This window comes from Psychroserpens sp. SPM9 (assembly GCF_025153525.1).
GTDB lineage: Bacteria > Bacteroidota > Bacteroidia > Flavobacteriales > Flavobacteriaceae > Psychroserpens.
Window position 1 is genome coordinate 646,866 of record NZ_JANZNR010000001.1, and the last position, 16,225, is coordinate 663,090.

At 35.3% G+C, this 16,225-nt stretch carries 10 protein-coding genes; 4 read left to right on the top strand and 6 right to left on the bottom strand.

Going from position 1 to position 16,225, the window contains the following annotated elements:
- Nucleotides 1-10: 10 nt before the first annotated feature.
- The gene (gene uvrC, locus N4270_RS02845; protein ID WP_260095285.1) at nucleotides 11-1,804 is read right to left on the bottom strand and encodes an excinuclease ABC subunit UvrC; all 1,794 of its coding nucleotides are present in this window, start codon (nucleotides 1,802-1,804) and stop codon (nucleotides 11-13) included.
- A 121-nt stretch (nucleotides 1,805-1,925) separates the two neighbouring features.
- Between uvrC and N4270_RS02850 the strand changes: the two genes are divergently transcribed.
- Genes N4270_RS02850 through N4270_RS02865 form a run of 4 tightly spaced genes read left to right on the top strand, consistent with a single transcriptional unit; the run spans nucleotide 1,926 to nucleotide 4,764 of the window.
- Nucleotides 1,926-2,351: a RimK/LysX family protein gene (locus tag N4270_RS02850; RefSeq protein WP_260095286.1), complete on the top strand. Its 426-nt coding sequence runs from the start codon at nucleotides 1,926-1,928 to the stop codon at nucleotides 2,349-2,351.
- Between the two features lie 3 nt (nucleotides 2,352-2,354).
- A complete protein-coding gene (rimK, locus tag N4270_RS02855) occupies nucleotides 2,355-3,230 on the top strand; it encodes a 30S ribosomal protein S6--L-glutamate ligase (protein WP_260095287.1) in 876 nt (291 codons plus the stop codon).
- The gene (locus N4270_RS02860) at nucleotides 3,231-4,202 is read left to right on the top strand and encodes a succinylglutamate desuccinylase/aspartoacylase family protein (protein ID WP_260095288.1); all 972 of its coding nucleotides are present in this window, start codon (nucleotides 3,231-3,233) and stop codon (nucleotides 4,200-4,202) included.
- Nucleotides 4,195-4,764: a 5-formyltetrahydrofolate cyclo-ligase gene (locus N4270_RS02865; protein ID WP_260095289.1), complete on the top strand. Its 570-nt coding sequence runs from the start codon at nucleotides 4,195-4,197 to the stop codon at nucleotides 4,762-4,764. Before N4270_RS02860 ends, N4270_RS02865 begins: the two co-directional genes overlap by 8 nt.
- Here the strand turns inward: N4270_RS02865 and N4270_RS02870 are convergent.
- From N4270_RS02870 to N4270_RS02890, 5 genes are all read right to left on the bottom strand, one after another.
- On the bottom strand, nucleotides 4,761-6,644 hold the full coding sequence (locus N4270_RS02870; RefSeq protein ID WP_260095290.1) for a hypothetical protein: 1,884 nt from the start codon (nucleotides 6,642-6,644) through the stop codon (nucleotides 4,761-4,763). The two genes, N4270_RS02865 and N4270_RS02870, sit on opposite strands and share 4 nt — an antisense overlap.
- A 10-nt stretch (nucleotides 6,645-6,654) precedes the next feature.
- Nucleotides 6,655-7,272, bottom strand: a complete 618-nt coding sequence (locus N4270_RS02875; protein ID WP_260095559.1) for a lipoprotein signal peptidase — start codon at nucleotides 7,270-7,272, stop codon at nucleotides 6,655-6,657.
- A gap of 141 nt (nucleotides 7,273-7,413) precedes the next feature.
- Nucleotides 7,414-7,797, bottom strand: a complete 384-nt coding sequence (locus N4270_RS02880) for a TraR/DksA C4-type zinc finger protein (RefSeq protein ID WP_260095291.1) — start codon at nucleotides 7,795-7,797, stop codon at nucleotides 7,414-7,416.
- A 4-nt stretch (nucleotides 7,798-7,801) separates the two neighbouring features.
- The gene (ileS, locus tag N4270_RS02885; RefSeq protein ID WP_260095292.1) at nucleotides 7,802-11,200 is read right to left on the bottom strand and encodes an isoleucine--tRNA ligase; all 3,399 of its coding nucleotides are present in this window, start codon (nucleotides 11,198-11,200) and stop codon (nucleotides 7,802-7,804) included.
- Nucleotides 11,201-11,662: 462 nt separating this feature from the next.
- The gene (locus N4270_RS02890; protein WP_260095293.1) at nucleotides 11,663-16,003 is read right to left on the bottom strand and encodes a LamG-like jellyroll fold domain-containing protein; all 4,341 of its coding nucleotides are present in this window, start codon (nucleotides 16,001-16,003) and stop codon (nucleotides 11,663-11,665) included.
- Between the last annotated feature and the right edge of the window lie 222 nt (nucleotides 16,004-16,225).

Below are 16,225 nucleotides of genomic sequence, written 5' to 3' on the forward strand. Positions count from 1 at the left end.
ATTTTATACTTCACTTTTTATTGTAATACTCTATTATTTTTTGTGCTCGGGCTACACCAACCACTTTTTCTAAATCTTCTTTTTTTGCTTCGGAAATACGCTTCACCGATTTAAACGCTTTCATTAAAGCAACAACCGTTTGCTCTCCAATGCCTGGAATGGTTTCAAGCTCTGTGGTTAAAGCACTTTTACTTCTTCTGTTTCTGTGATGTTCAATCCCAAAACGATGGGCCTCATTTCGCAGATGCTGAATCACTTTAAGTGTTTCGCTTTTCTTGTCTAAATATAACGGAATTGGATCATCTGGGTAAAATAACTCTTCCAAACGCTTTGCAATTCCGATGATAGCAATTTTATTCCGAAGATTTAAAGCATCCAAACTCTTTAATGCAGAAGAGAGTTGCCCTTTTCCGCCGTCTATAATAATAAGTTGCGGCAATGGTTGATCTTCATCTAAAAGCCGTTTGTAACGTCGATAAACTACTTCTTCCATAGAAGCAAAATCATCAGGACCTTCAACCGTTTTAATATTAAAATGGCGGTAATCTTTTTTGCTTGGTTTTCCATTTTTAAAAACCACGCATGCCGCAACAGGATTGGTTCCCTGAATATTAGAATTATCAAAACATTCAATATGTCTGGGCTCTTCAGATAGACGCAAATCAGACTTCATTTGTGCCATAATCCGATTGGCATGACGATCAGGATCGATTATTTTTACTTGTTTGAAACGTTCCATACGATAGTATTTTGCATTCCGAAGCGATAAATCTAAGATGTGCTTTTTATCACCAAGTTTTGGTATGGTTACTTTTACAGCTGCTCCTAAGTCAACTTTAAATGGCACGTAAATTTCTTTTGAATTAGAATTAAAGCGTTGTCTAATTTCAGTTATTGACAATTCTAACAGCTCTTTATCTGACTCGTCTAATTTCTTTTTGATTTCTAAGGTATGGGATCTAATAATGCTTCCGTAAGACAATTGTAAAAAGTTAATATAGGCATAGCTTTCGTCACTCATGATGCTAAACACATCTACATTACTAATCTTAGGATTTACAATCGTTGATTTGGCTTGGTAATTTTCTAAAATCTCAATCTTTTCTTTGATACGTTGGGCTGCTTCAAATTGCATCTCTTGCGCCAATTGCTTCATTTGGCTTTTAAACTGAGATAAAGAATCTTTAAAATTTCCTTTTAATAACGCTCTAATGGCAACAATATGCTTTGAATAATCTTCTTCGGTTTGCAAGCCTTCGCAAGGTCCTTTACAATTTCCTAAATGATACTCTAAACAAACTTTATATTTCCCTGCTTCAATATTAGCTTCAGAAAGATTAAAATTGCAAGTCCGCAATGCATACAAGCCTTTTATTAAATCGAGTAAGGTATGAACCGTTTTCATGCTGGTGTAAGGCCCAAAATATTCGGAGCCATCTTTAAAGACACGTCTGGTTGAAAACACTCTAGGAAATCGTTCATTTTTAAGACAAATCCACGGATAGGATTTATCATCTTTAAGCAGCACATTATAACGAGGCTTATACCGTTTTATAAGGTTGTTTTCTAGCAACAACGCATCGTTTTCGGTGTCAACAACAATGTGTTTTATGCTTGCTATCTTTTTTACTAAAACTCTGGTTTTTCCATTGTCATGCGTTTTAGTGAAGTAAGAGCTTACCCTTTTTTTGATATCCTTTGCCTTACCTACATAAATCAACTTTTCATCTGCATCAAAATATTGGTACACACCAGGTTGGTGAGGCAAGGTTTTGATTTGAATATCTAATGTAGGTTTTTCCATTGTTCCAAAGTTACTATTTAGTATTTAAAAGCCTTACTTTATCGCCTAAAAAATAGATGAAAAAAAGTTGTTTTTTAAATCATCTTAATGCGTACCTTGCGCCACTTTTTAAACCAAGTACATGAGCAAAAAAACGATAGGACGTGTTGACAAAGTCGACTTTCCTAAACTTAATTTAAACGCAATAAGCGTAAAAATAGACACAGGTGCTTACACCTCTGCCATCCACTGTTCGAAAATAATTGAACAAGACAACACCTTGATATGTGTTTTTGAAAGTAAAGAGCATCCAAACTTTAAAAGTGAACCTATTGTCTTTGAAAACTATACATTTACAGATGTTAAAAGCAGTAACGGATTCAAAGAAAACCGCTATAAAATTAAATCTGAAGTCATATTCTTTGGTAAAACTTATAAGATTAACTTAACTTTAAGCACTCGAGACGATATGAAATTTCCTGTGTTAATTGGTCGCCAGTTTTTAAGTAAAAAGTTTTTAGTGGATGTCAATCTGGAAAATGTTTCGTTTAACAGCACAAAAGCATAGTTAATGAATATAGTTATTTTATCAAGAAACCCACATTTATATTCTACCCAGCGCCTCATCAAAGAAGGTGAAGCTAGAGGTCATGAAATGGAAGTTATCGATCCGCTTAAATGTGATATAATTATTGAGAAAGAAAAGCCAACCATTTATTATAAAGATCGTTATTTAAACTATGTAGATGCTATCATACCAAGAATTGGCGCTTCGGTGACCTTTTATGGTTGTGCTGTTGTTAGACAGTTTGAAATGATGGGTGTGTTTACTATAGTGACTTCTGATGCTATTCAACGCTCAAGAGACAAACTGCGCAGTTTACAGCGACTAAGTAAAGCAGGAATAGGAATGCCTAAAACCGTATTTACCAATTATTCTCGTGATGTAGAGGAAGTCATCGAGCATGTAGGCGGAACACCCGTGATCATAAAACTCTTAGAAGGTACTCAAGGTCTGGGCGTTGTTTTAGCTGAAACTAAAAATGCTGCAGAATCGGTTCTTGAAGCTTTTAACGGCTTACAAGCACGAGTCATTGTACAAGAATTTATCAAAGAAGCTAAAGGCGCAGATATTAGGGCTTTGGTTGTTGACGGACAAGTAGTAGGTGCTATGAAACGCCAGGGTAAAGAAGGAGAATTTCGATCTAATCTTCATCGTGGTGGAAGTGCAAATATTATCAAACTGGATAGCGACGAACTCAAATTAGCGATGAACGCTTCAAGAGCTTTAAAACTTCCTGTTTGTGGTGTTGATATGCTACAATCGGCAAGAGGTCCTTTACTTTTAGAGGTAAATTCAACCCCAGGATTAGAAGGGATTGAAGGGGCTACCGGAAAGAATATCGCAAGAGCAATTATTACGTTTATAGAACGAAACCGCAATTAAATGAGTGAAAAAGAGGTTTTAGAAATCTTAGGAGAAAAAGTCCCTTTAGGCAAAAGTGCAACTGTAAGTTTTAACGTGGCTAAGTTACACACGCAAAACAGTATTGATGTACCTGTTATCATTGAACGCTCTAAAAAACCTGGACCAACAATTTTAATAACTGCCGGCATTCATGGTGATGAAATTAATGGTGTTGAAATTGTACGACAAATTATTGCTAAAGGTATTAACAAACCTAAAAAAGGAACTATTATTTGTGTCCCAGTAATTAATGTTTTTGGGTTTATAAATTTGAATCGTGAATTTCCTGATGGTCGTGATTTAAATCGTGTGTTTCCAGGTATAAAAGGCGGATCGTTAGCGAGTAGAGTGGCTTTTAAACTGGTGACTGAAATATTACCACATGCCGATTTGGTTATGGATTTTCATACTGGAGGAGCCGATCGTTTTAATGCGGCGCAGATAAGAATTATTAAAGGTGAAAAAAACTTGAAAGAACTCGCAAAAACCTTTGGAGCTCCTTTCGTATTGTATTCAAAAAACCTCAATAAATCCTTTAGAAATACTTGCTATAAACTAGGTATTCCTGTACTACTTTTTGAAGGCGGAAAATCTTTTCATATCGATTCGTCTATCACCAATACAGGCGTGAATGGTGCGAAGCGTATATTGCATCAATTGGGCATGCTTAATCGTAAATTTAAAGTGTCTCAGCCTAAAAAATCATGTGTGTTTATTTCTGAAAGTAAATGGATTCGCGCTAGCTATTCTGGCATGTTTAAATCCACTATAAGCATCAATACCAAAGTTTCAAAAGGCGATGTAATTGGGAATATTACAGATCCTTATGGTAGTTTTAACCACTTTGTTAAAGCACCAAATGACGGCTATATTTTTAATATTAATGAATCACCGATTATCTATCAAGGTGATGCCATTTTTCATATTTCAACTGCCTTAAAAAATGACTAAATCAGAATTACGGAAGGTCTATAAATCACTTCGGAAAACACTTTCTGAAACGCAAATAGAATCCCTTAGTTTAGACATTGCCAACCAGTTGCTTACCTTACCCATTTGGAAACATGAATTTTACCATGTTTTTTTATCAATCACCGAACACAAAGAAGTTAATACCGATTATATTTTGAATATCCTTTCTGGAAAAGACAAACACATCGTTATCTCTAAAAGTGATTTTTCAACACTTAAAATGTCTCATGTCCTTCTTACGGATAGTACAAAAATCAAAAAAAACAAATGGCTAATTCCTGAACCAGTTAACGGTATTCCTATCGCTTCCAGTCAGATTGACGTGGTCTTTATTCCCTTATTAGCCTTTGATGAATCGGGACATCGTGTGGGCTACGGAAAAGGATTTTATGATACATTTTTATCGGAATGTCAACCTGAAACGATTAAAATCGGACTCTCATTTTTTGAAAGTGTCGACCAGATTTCTGATGTATTTGAAGGCGATATCCGTTTAGACTATTGCATTACACCACAACAAGTGTATACGTTTACAAATTAATCGGTACAATTTTCACAATAAGTACTTCTCAAATAATCATCTTCTAACAACTGAAAGGTCACACCGCCTTCTCCAAAAGGATTAAAAAGCTTACAATAACGTGACTTATTCATATTTAGAGCGTTGAGCATAATCGTTCTATAATCTGAAGTTTTCGTTAATTCGGGATTGATAATGGTGAGATTTAAATAATAAAACAATAGATTCTCATCTATATCAATTCGCTTTGCTTTATCCTTTAAAAGCGCCACAGACAATTCTGTATTGGCATAATAACTAAAAAACTGAGCGAGGCTCAAATAGTCATAATCTGAGAGTTCAAATTTTTTGTAATTAGCTTCAATAAACGTCACCGCTTTATCCTTGTTGTCATAATCACGTTGACGCATTAAATCTTCGGCAATAATGATATGGTAATTTACCAGTAATCGTGCTATTAACTGATCATTAATCCCATAGTTTTTCAAAGCTTTTAATTCGGCTTTGAGTTTATTTTTATCGACATCTAGTGCTTTGTATCGCCATAATTTTAATTTAGTAACTACGATGTTATACTTGACACGCTTATCTTTTGGCGCTAATTTTTCTAGCTCAAGCAGTTCGTTGTAAACAATTAATATTTTAGGTGCTTCAAGCAGGTATTTATAGGCCGAAGTTTTATTTAAAAAAGCTACATATTTAAGCTGATTAGGGACTTCCATTTTGTTAAGCAAATCTGGAGAAACCTCTTTGTTTTTAAGCTTTTCAAACAACGAATTTTGAATCTTTTGAGCTTCATCTAATTCATCAGAAACTATAGATGCATTAAATTTATTTAAAAGTTCAGTAGCACTTAAATCTTTATAAACGTCTTTCTTTTCGAGTTCTAAAGTGACTAATGCTTTTCTGTGCTGTTTGAGAATCGGTTCCATTTCCGTAGCTAAAGCACCCACAAGTTTTGCCTTAATTTGCGCTTTACTTAAGTGTTTTAAATCTTCGTGTTTTGTGTTTTCAATAGCATTTAAAAATTCGACCCAATTCTCAGACGATGAGATAACGTTTGTAATAGAAGGTTTTTGAAACGCTTGTATTGCCGTAACAATACTTGACGCTCTTTGCTCTTGAAGCTTGATGTTGCGTTCTAAACTTCCTTCAACAGAAGAATAAGCTTTAATATGAATCGATTTGATATTAAAATCGGTTAAACGCAAGGAGTCATAAAGTGGTTTGATATCGTCTTGGGAATATTCCGATTTATTTTTCTCAAAAGGAATTTTAAACTTCAGCGTTTTATTTTTTAAGACGTAGCTTTCTTCTGAATTTGCTTTGATTTCTTTGGCATTATAAGTTATCGAATCCAGATACATCCCCATATCCAGCAAATCCCAAGGATAAGCTTCCAAATCATAAATTACATAATATTGACAGAGCGTTCTATCACTAAGGAAAAGGGTATTAAATTCGAGTTCTTTGTTAAGCAAATTGGCAGGAATACGTCCAACTAACACACGATAAAGGGTATTACCTGATTTTTTTAATCCGCTTTTAAGTCGTTTAGAAAATACTGGTGGTAATAGCTTCCCTTTAATTTGAACAGGTTCAATTTGACTCACATCACAGGCATAACGATCTTTAGCTACAATATCGATGGCAACCCCGTCATAAGCATTTACAAAAAGACTATTAAACCAGTCTTTGTCGTTGGTTTCAAAATACAAATTGGCATTATCGCGTTTAATTCCAAACTTAACTTCTTTAGGTCGGTTATAAAATGCCTGATTAAACTTTTGGCAACGTTCACTGTCATAATTAGTAAAATCAATACCATACAGATTTTGAGCCTCGGTTACATTTAAAAACGTAAAAGCAAGAAGCAAACTAAGCAGGTATTTAATTTTCATAATTTTAGAATTAAGCATTTTTAAATGCACGTTTATTGAAAAAGATTAGAATCCCAATACCTGTACTTATGGCCATATCTGCAATATTAAATACAGGATCAAAAAAGCTAAATGCTTTGCCGCCAACAAAAGGGACCCAACTGGGTAAATTGCCTTCCCAGATTGGGAAATGTAACATATCTACAACTTTACCATGAAATAAAGTATCATAGCCTTGTTCTGGTAAAAATGTTGCAACTTGCCCCGAACTGGAATCGAAAATAATTCCGTAGAAAACAGAATCGATAATATTTCCTAAAGCACCAGCGAGAATCAGAGCTATAGCAAATATTAATGTTTTTGAGCTTTTATTTCTAATAGAGATATTGAGCCAATAACCGATGCCAAAAACAGCTAAAATTCTAAAGACAGTCAGACATACTTTTGCTGTTCTATCGGAAATAAAAGACACAAAATCACTGAGTTTTGTTCCCCAAGCCATGCCTTCATTTTCTACAAAAGCTATATGAAACCAATCAAAAACAATGGTTTTATCGTTTAATGCAAAATGAGTTTTGATGTAAAATTTACTTATTTGATCAACGAGTAAAATAAGAAGTATTAGAAACGTAGCTTTTTTTAAGGACATCATTTTGTATTAGACCTCACAAAAATAGGATTATTATTGCAAACATTACTGTAAAGTTAGGGAACAAAAAAACGCCTCGTTGGAGACGTTTTAGATATCGTATTTATTGTCACTTAGACAATGTCAAGTACTGTTAATTATTTATTTCTGCATGTTTTTTGCTTCAATACTTAATGTGGCATGAGGCACAAGCTCTAAACGTTTTTTGTTAATGAGCTTACCTGTAACACGGCAAATACCATAGGTTTTATTTTCAATACGAATCAAGGCATTTTTAAGGTCACGAATAAACTTCTCCTGGCGGATTGCCAACTGAGAATTAGATTCTTTACTCATCACAGCACTGCCTTCGTCAAACGCTTTAAACGTAGGAGAGGTATCGTCTGTTCCGTTGTTGTGATCGTTCATATATGCACTTTTGATTAATTCTAAATCATGTTGTGCTTTGTCGATTTTTTCTTGAATCAATATTTTAAATTCATTTAAATCTTTGTCTGAATATCTTACTGTATTATCACTTGCCATAGTTCTATAATTTTTGAATAAATAATTTGGTATTTACATCATCAAAAGCAATTTCTATACCATTATTTAAGGTTTCTAAAATCTCTAATTCGTCGGTTAAAGTTTCGGTTTTAATATAGTCAATATTTGTTTCAATTGCATTTTCAATATGAACATCTTTTTGAAATTGAACCGCAATACGATCTGTTAATTCAAAACCAGAATCTTTACGCAAGTTTTGAATTCGGTTTACCAATTCTCTTGCGATTCCTTCTTTCTTTAAATCATCTGTTAATGTCACGTCTAAGGCAACTGTTAAAGCACCCGAACTTGCGACAAGCCATCCCTCAATATCCTTGGAAGTTATCTCAACATCTGATTGTTCTAAAGTAATGTTTTTTCCATTAACTTCAACGTCTAAACTACCATTTTGCTCGATTATTTTAATGTCTTCAGCTTTAAAACCGTTAATCACCTGAGCAACAGCTTTCATATCCTGTCCAAAACGTGGTCCTAAGACTTTAAAATTCGGCTTAATTTGTTTGACTAAAATATCGGAAGCATCTTCTAAAACCTCAACAACTTTGACATTGACTTCTGATTTAATTAAATCTGAAACGGCTAATATTTCTTCCTTTTGTTCTTTTGAATCAATAGGAATCATGATTTTTTGTAGAGGCTGGCGGACTTTAATTTTTTCTTTAGCTCTTAACGATAAGACCAATGATGAAATGGTTTGAGCACTTTCCATTTTACGTTCCAAACGCTTATCTACATAACGAGCATCAAAGGTTGGGAAATCTGCCAGATGTACACTTTCAAACCCTTCTTTTTGACTTACTGAATTTAAATCCATATATAAGCGTTCCATAAAGAAAGGTGCAATTGGAGCGCCTAACTTTGCGATGGTTTCCATACAGGTATATAAAGTCTGATAGGCTGAAATTTTATCGGTTTGATAATCGCCTTTCCAGAAACGCCTTCTGCTTAAACGCACATACCAGTTACTCAGATAATCTTGTGTGAAATCTGAAATCGCCCTGGCGGCTTTTGTTGGTTCATATTCGGCATAATACGCATCAACTTTTTGAATAAGTGTGTGCAATTCTGATAAAATCCAACGGTCAATTTCTGGGCGTTCGGCTAATGGAATATCAGCTTCAGCATAAGTAAATTTATCTAAATTGGTATATAATGTAAAGAAAGAATAGGTGTTGTAAAGTGTTCCGAAGAATTTACGTTTCACCTCTTCAATACCGTCTAAATCAAATTTTAGGTTATCCCAAGGATTCGCATTCATAATCATATACCAGCGTGTGGCATCGGCACCATAGGTTGCAAGCGTTTCAAAAGGATCGGTTGCATTCCCCAAACGTTTCGACATTTTTTGTCCGTTCTTATCCAAAACCAAACCATTAGACACGACGTTTTTATAAGCTACAGAATCGAACACCATCGTACCAATAGCGTGCAATGTATAAAACCAGCCACGGGTTTGATCGACACCTTCAGCAATAAAGTCGGCAGGAAATGACTTGTGATCGTCAATTAAATCTTTATTTTCAAATGGATAATGCCATTGCGCATACGGCATAGAGCCCGAATCGAACCAAACATCAATTAAATCGCTTTCACGTTTCATTGGCTGACCGCTTTGAGAAACTAAAACAATTTCATCAACGATATTTTTATGCAAATCGATTTTAGCATAGTTTTCTTCGGAATTGTTTCCTACTTCAAAATCTTCAAATATATCTTTTGAAAGCATACCAGCTTTAACGGCTTTTGCCATTTCTTGTTTTAGTTCTTCAACCGAACCGATACAAATTTCTTCTTTACCATCTTCGGTTCTCCAGATAGGCAATGGGATTCCCCAGTATCGAGAACGCGATAAATTCCAGTCGTTAGCATTGGCGAGCCAGTTTCCGAAGCGACCTGTTCCTGTAGATTCAGGCTTCCAGTTAATGGTATTATTTAAAGCTACCATTCGTTCTTTTACATCGGTTACTTTAATAAACCACGAATCTAACGGATAGTATAAAATTGGCTTATCGGTTCGCCAGCAATTTGGATAACTGTGTTTGTATTTTTCAACCTTAAAGGCTTTGTTTTCTTCTTTTAACTTGATCGCAAGTTCTACATCAACCGAACGTTCTGGTGCTTCACCATCTGCATAGTATTCATTTTTCACATACTTCCCAGCAAATTCTCCCAATTCTGGTCTAAAGCGACCTTGAAGGTCTACCAAAGGGACTAAGTTGCCGTTTTCATCTTTGACCAACATAGGTGGCACTTCGGGCGTGGCTTGTTTGGCTACCAACGCATCATCGGCTCCAAAAGTAGGTGCAGTATGAACAATACCTGTTCCATCTTCAGTGGTGACGAAATCTCCCGAAATGACTCTAAAAGCATCTTGCGGATTGTCGTTAGGTAAGGCATAAGGTAATAATTGTTCGTAGGTAATTCCGACTAAATCGGCACCTTTAAACTCTTTAACTACATAGTAAGGAATCTTTTTATCTCCCGAATTATAGGCTAATAATTCAGATTTATCTTCCACCAAATGAAACTTTCCGGAGAATTGGTAGTTCACTAATTTCTTAGCCAGAATCACATTCATAGGCTGAAACGTGTATTGGTTATAGGTTTCTACCAACACATAATCAATCTTTGGCCCAACGGTTAATGCCGTATTACTAGGAAGTGTCCAAGGCGTTGTCGTCCAAGCTAAGAAGAAAATAGTGCCTTCATTTTGTAAAAAGTCGGGCAATGAATTTTCGTTTGCTTTAAACTGGGCAACGACTGTGGTATCGGTTACATCCTGATAAGTCCCTGGTTGATTGAGCTCATGAGAACTTAAGCCTGTTCCTGCTTTAGGAGAATAAGGCTGGATAGTATATCCTTTATATAGTAAGCTTTTATTGTAAATTTGTTTAAGCAACCACCAAACACTTTCCATGTATTTTGGATCGTAGGTGATGTAAGGATCATCCATATTGACCCAGTAGCCCATTTTTTGTGTGAGATCATTCCAAACATCTGTATAACGCATGACCGCTTTGCGACAAGCAGCGTTATAATCTTCGACAGAAATGGTTTTTCCGATATCCTCTTTGGTGATTCCTAATTCTTTTTCGACACCTAATTCAATAGGCAAACCATGCGTATCCCAACCTGCTTTACGCTTCACCTGGAAGCCTTTCATCGTTTTATATCGCGGAAAAATATCTTTAATAGCACGCGCTAAAACGTGATGTACACCAGGTAATCCATTTGCTGAAGGAGGTCCTTCAAAAAACACAAAGGGCTCATTACCTTCTCGCGTGGAAATACTTTTTTCAAAGATGTTGTTTTCTTGCCAGTAGTTAAGAATGTCTTCTGCAACTTTTGGTAAGTCAAGTCCTTTATATTCAGGAAATTTCATCTGATAATTTTTATTTTGTTATTATGGACAGATGTAAACTTTAATCTTAGATATAATGCGAAATGCAAGTATCGTTAAACCAAAGTTTTAACGCTCATGATATCCTAGTTCTAATCGAGTCGCGAAATTAATGAATTTTGATAAATTTATCAGGATGTAGGCACAAAAAAGCGTGGAAAACTATGCAATGAAACCTGATGAAATGCACTATTTGAATTTCATTAGAAAAACACCAACTTAAAAACCAGTAGCAGTGCAATTAATAATAAGATTCGTTTTGTGTTTTTCATTTGAAACAGGATGACATAAGGTACTAGTATTAAGACCCTTAAATTTCTAAAAAGTCACACCTATTAAAATCTGCATTGATTATTTATGCGCTCAGATTAAGACGTCAATAAAAAAAAGCAAGGTTAAAAAACACTTGCTTCTTTTAGCGGTTTGTAGGTATCTAAACGATTATTAATTAATAATAACCTTTTTCGTTTTTATAGTTGTTGCCGTTTTGATATAGATCACATAGGTTCCTGTACTAAGGTTTGACACTTCTAATCCGTTGTCTAAACGTTGCGCACTAACATCGGCAAATTCTCTAACAGTTTGTCCTAAAATATTAATAACCATTAACTGTTCTGCATTGGTTTGAAGACCTTTGACAAACAACTTATCGGTATCGTTATTAAAATAAATTAAGTTGAATTGATACGTATCGTCTTCAGTTGATAAAGAGGCTTCTTCTTGAAATACAATTTCAAACCTATTGCTAAACGAACCTGCTTCAGAGCTGAACTCATAAGCTTGTTCATTTTTTAAATCAAAATAAGCACCCGTTAAATTATCCTTTAGATAAATGGCTTGATTTTCATCAAAATCTTCAAATTGAGTTGCTCTAATCTTGTAATTAAAGTTCCCTGAAGTTTGCAACGTTAATGGCACTATTTTTTCTGGAGTAATTGCAGCATAAGCTTGCATGGTCATTAATTTATCTTCAAAGTTAAGGTTAAGATCATCGGCATAGGCCTCTACATTTAAGGCATCATATCCATAATCGTAAGCATCTGAGGTAAACTCGCTAAAGCCTAAAAGAAGTTCGCGTCGTGTGGAAGGACCATCTACTGAACTAAATTCTAAACGTACTTTTTGCATGAGTTGTTCATCGATAGGATCTTCGGAAGTCGTTTCAGCTTCAGAAGTAGTTGCCGCAGTTCTAAAAAATGTTGAACCATCTTTATAGCTTCCATTCGCATCAGACTCTTTAATAAAGATACGTTGGTCATTTTCAAATACAATGGTGCCATCGGCCACAATTTCAACCATAAAACCTTGTCCGACAGGCAAGTATTTAGTAGGTGATTTGGTGCCATCTTGATTTCCGTTAGTAGCGCCTTCAATACCAACAAACTGGTAGGCTCTTACCGAACCTAATTTATTAACCTGAGCATAGCCACCATCGTATTCATTTAGGTTATGAGAAGTTCCACTCCATTGTTGCCACAATTGTAATGTTCCGTCAATAACACCTTCATTAGCATCGATAAATGCATGCACATCTAAAGCAGATGCATAAGGATTTCCTAATAAATAATCTGTTTTTGACTGGGCTGGTACAGATCCATTTCCACCTGTATCGGTAACGTTTATAGCAATAGTACCGTTATTTGGCTTGCCTTCAAATATAAACTGCTGGCTAGAAGCTGAAGTACCCGTTCCTTTTTGGGTATACCCAATACCAGGTTCTATAGCTGAGTTTTGGTTGAGCGCTTCATAATCGTAATAAGTTACTCCGTTTTTATAAGTGTATAACCATCGCGTACTTACTTTACCTGTTTCGTTATAGGCATTCGTAAATTGCACCTGACTTCCATCTCCTTTTTTCAGCATATTTAGCTTGTAAATAGAGTTGTTGGTATTGGTCGTATTGAGGTTGTTATCTGTTAGTGATGTTGCCTGAAGCGCTCCCACTGGAGATCCCCAATAATTATACCAATACACACTAGAATTACCCTCTTGGCGTCTTAAAATTTTACCTGTAGCTGACGTTACCAGATCACTTTTTGAGCCTTGAATTAGTTGAGAATCATTTAAAAGATCTATTGTTCCGTCAAGTTGTAAATATTTTGAAATATTGAGTTGTAGATCTATAGTTGAAGTTCCAACTGAAAGCACAGCATTGCTATCAACGATAACACCTAGTGCCAATAAACCTTCATAAAACCCTGGACTATTTGGCTTTGACAGTGATGTAGTAAATTCTACATCATGTTTAATATGATAAATTCCCCAGGTAACCACTTCATCATTACCAAAAGTTGCAGCTTGTGTAACCTCATCTGCAGGCACATACCAAACTGACCCATGTAACCAAGTCGATTTATCTTTCCAGTTTCCGTTTTGTTTGGTTTGAAATGGCATAGGAGCCGTTTGTTCTTCAATGGTTGTGATGTTAAACATTTTGGCATCATTCGCTTTTGAAGATTGGTCTAAAATGATATTAGTTTTGACATCAGTAAGCGGATAATATAATTCTAAGTCAGACCAATTTACAGCATCCATATTATTTTTAATTACAGATCCTCGAACCTGACTTGCATTGTTTTCAATCTCTTGATATACTATTGTTTTAATTTCATCTTCGGATAAATGCAGGTTAAAAACTCTAACCTCATCTATGGCACCTTTAAAAAATTCTGTAGCTAAAAGCGATTTAGAATTCCCCATTCTAAACAGTTCTTCTTCAGGAGTTATTGAACTTTCAAAGGCGACGGCATCAATCAAACTTACCGAAAACACTTCTTCACCATCTAAAAGTAAATAGGCTCTATTTTCAGAGAAAGACACGCTAACTGTAATATGTCTCCATATATGACGTGCAATTCCGGTTGTACTTCTATACACATTCTTACTTGATGTGGTATTATTAGAACTAACGTAGCTTATTTTAGCTCTAATTGCTTCATCGGTAATAAAAACTTCGATGGCATTATCTTCTCCTAAAACAAACTTTTTGTTTAAATCTGAGGTATCAGAATCACTTTTAACCCAAGCCATTAGCGTAACACCATTGGTATTAGATTGAGACACTGATGAAAATATTGAAGTCCCAACCACATGATCATTAATCCCATCAAAATCTAATGTTGCGGAAGCTGGCGGGTTTATATTGAATAAATCGCGATAATCTAAGTCACCTCCTGAATATAAATCGCCATCCGTATCAGGTAACGTAGATAAATCTGAAGGATTTTCAATCGCTTCATTGACGTCTAGAAAGCTATCATTAACATCATTGGTTTCAAAATTATTATCTAAACCATCAGCATCAGTATCATTTCCAGAAAGGGTGTTTGCCATGCCATTTTCCTGAATATCAGGAATAGTATCATTATCTGAATCTAGATCTAGATAATCAAAAACAGCATCAAAATCGGTGTCTTCAGGTTTTAGTGTGGTTCCGTAATTATCATCAACTCCATCACCATTGCTATCGGTCATAGAAGTACCAATTCCACTTGGTGAGATATAAGTTAATGTTGGTTGCGCTTCGATATTATCTGGAATCCCATCATCATCTGCATCAATATCGAGATAATCATCATTTCCAGTACCATCTGTATTGGTAGGAATTGTACCTGTACCAGCAGTAGCAGGAACCCCAAAAGTAATTGCAGATTTTCCAATAACACCATCGGCATGTCCATCATTATCTTTATCAGTTCCACCTGATTCGAGTACATCGGTGATACCATCATTATCACTATCTAAATCTAAGTGGTTTGGTATTCCATCTGAATCGAAATCAAGATGAGCACAAACTCCCGAACTATTTAAAGTACAAAAATCGGCATCTTTATAATTTGGGATGCCATCAATATCATGATCTGCAGAAGGGTCAATACCACCAGATTCAACAACGTCTAGTATCCCATCGTTGTCATCATCTAAATCGTCAATATCACTTAAAGAATCTTGATCGACATCTGGAAATGTCATAATGAAAAGTTTTCCGTCACCATCATCAACAGTAGATGATGTTAATTGTACTTTAGTAATTGTAGAACCAAAAGGCGCAATATCATCAAGATAAAACAGCGCAATACCAATAGTTCCACCTGTATCTACAACACGGTCACTCAACCAATAATCTGATCCAGCAATTGGCGGATTTACAGCTCCAGGTGTTCCTAAGTTATTAGATGATCCTGTGCCACCAAAACCGTATTCGGTATTTCCTTGATTAACAAAAGTTTCACCAAGCGATTGTTCGGTTGTGCCTCCAAATGGAATTCCAAAAAACTCAAGGTGGTAACAGTTATTAGAATTACGCTCAGTAATTGCAATTAAACCACTAGAGTTTGATTTAATCCCTGCGCCATAAAATAAAGTTTGACGTTGGGCATCTGTTGAGTTTTCGGCATCATAATCATCACAAATATTATCGCCATTTCCATTCGTCTCAAAGTAGTTGTTTAAGTTCAAAGATTGATAAGCAGTTAATGCCGAAACACCCCAAGTTGCACTTGAACTCGTGCTTTCTACGACCGTACCATTTAATCTAATTTTGTTCTTGTTATGTCCTCCGGGTCCCAATTGCGTTAATTCATAAGCTGAAGGCACTCCAAAGTTATAGTATAAAGTACCATTAACCGTTATGCTTTCTATGGTTGCAGAATGATTTTTATGAGTTTGATTATCACTCCACTGGAAAGTAACTCCAGATTGAATACTTGGCGAATTGGTTTGCGACCTCCCAGAATAACCTAAGCTCAAGAATATTAAACAAAGAAAAAGTAATTTTATTTTCATAACATAAAGTATTGATAGTTTGGGACTATACGTTTTATGTTCTAAAATAAAATCTTTAGTTAAATGGATTTACTCTGAGGGAAGTGTTGATACATACGATAAAACTCATGATGTAGTTTTATTATATCTCATACAATATTAATGCATAGAAAAATAAGCACAAAAAGAAGCATTATACTATTCGTCAAAACACCAATTAGTGTCGACTAACTGAAAGCACCC